The following is a 1,548-nucleotide window of genomic DNA, read 5'->3' on the forward strand; positions in this document are numbered from 1 at the left end:
GGCCGGGTTGGCAGCACGCCTCTTGCCGCCCTGCTGCATGGCAAGGCAGGCGGCGTTGAGGTCGGGAAACAGCCCGGCGGCGGTCGCGGCGACCATGCCGGTGCCGAGCAGCACCGCCTCGTCGGCCAGCGGTTCGACCACCGTGCAGCCGGTGGCGTCGGCATAGAGCTCCATCAAGAGCGGGTTCTTGGTGTGGCCGCCGGTGACATGCAGCGTGTCGATCAGGTAGCCATTCTCGTTCAGCGCCTCCAGCACATGGCGCACGCCGAGCGCAATGCCGACGGCGGTGCGCCAGTAGAGCTTGCACAGGCTGTCGAAGGACGAATCCAGCGTCAGACCGCTGACGACGCCGACCGCGTGCGGATCGGCGAGCGGCGAGCGGTTGCCATGGAAATCCGGCAGCACGTGCAGCCGGCCGGCAAGGCTCTCGCCCTCGGCGGCGCGCAGTTCGGCGACGCGCGCGGCGATCCTGGCATGCATGGCCGCGTTCGGTTCGCCGCCGGCACCATGCCAGCGGATGATGTGGTCGAGCAGGGCGCCGGTCGCCGATTGGCCGCCTTCCGACAGCCACAGCTTCGGCAGCGCCGCGCCGTAATAGGGTCCCCAGACGCCGGCGAAAGGCTGTGGGTCGGGCGACATCGCCATGACGCAGCTCGATGTGCCGGCGATCAGCGCCAGATGGCGGCCGATATTCTGGTCGTCGCCGGCAAAGCCGCCAAGCACGCCAAGCGCGCCGGCATAGGCGTCGATGACACCTGCGCCGACGCGGCAGTTTTCGGTCAGGCCGAGTTCTGCCGCTGCCCGCGCCGTCAGCGGGCCGATGTAGGCACCCACCGGGCTGGCCCGCTCCGGCAGATTGCCGTGGTCAAAAAGATCGTCGAGGCCGACGAGTTCGAAGAAATCGCGTTGCCACGCGGTTTCCTGGTGCGCCAGGTAGGTCCATTTGGCGGTCAGCGTGCATTGCGAGCGCGCCAGCGAGCCGGTCGCCTGCCAGGTCAGGTAATCAGTCAGGTCGAATAAATAGCCGGCTTCTTTCCACGTGCCGGGCAGATTACGCTTCAGCCACATCAGCTTCGGCGTCGCCATCTCCGGCGACATGACGCCGCCGATATAATTCAGCACCTCGTGGCCGCTTGCGGTGCATTCGTCGGCCTCGGCGATGGCGCGATGGTCGAGCCAGACAATGGTGTCCCAGCGCTTGTCACCGGTGGTCGAAACACTGAGCTGGCCGCCTTGCCTGTCACGCACGACCAGCGAACAGGTGGCATCGAAGGAGATACCGGCGATATGCTCGGCGGCGACGCCTGCCTTTTCCCGCGCGGCACGCACGGCGGTGCAGACGGCGGACCAGATGTCGCGTGAATCATGCTCGGCATGATCGGGCTTCGGCTGATTCATGGCGATCGGCCGCTCGGCACGGCCGAGCAAGGAACCACTGGCGTCGAGAATGCCCGCGCGAGCGCTCCCGGTGCCGACATCGACCGCGCAGACAAACTGTTTCGTCAAGATGCTCTAACTCTCGCTCCCAGGCCTGCAATCAGATCCGGC

At 66.9% G+C, this 1,548-nt stretch carries 1 protein-coding gene; it reads right to left on the bottom strand.

From position 1 onward, the window contains the following. A partial coding sequence (locus EOA36_RS35130; RefSeq protein WP_127281207.1) for an FGGY-family carbohydrate kinase occupies window positions 1-1,506 on the bottom strand: 1,506 nt, incomplete at its 3' end. Window positions 1,507-1,548: the final 42 nt, after the last annotated feature.

Source organism: Mesorhizobium sp. M8A.F.Ca.ET.021.01.1.1 (assembly GCF_003998025.1).
Classification (GTDB): Bacteria; Pseudomonadota; Alphaproteobacteria; order Rhizobiales; family Rhizobiaceae; genus Mesorhizobium.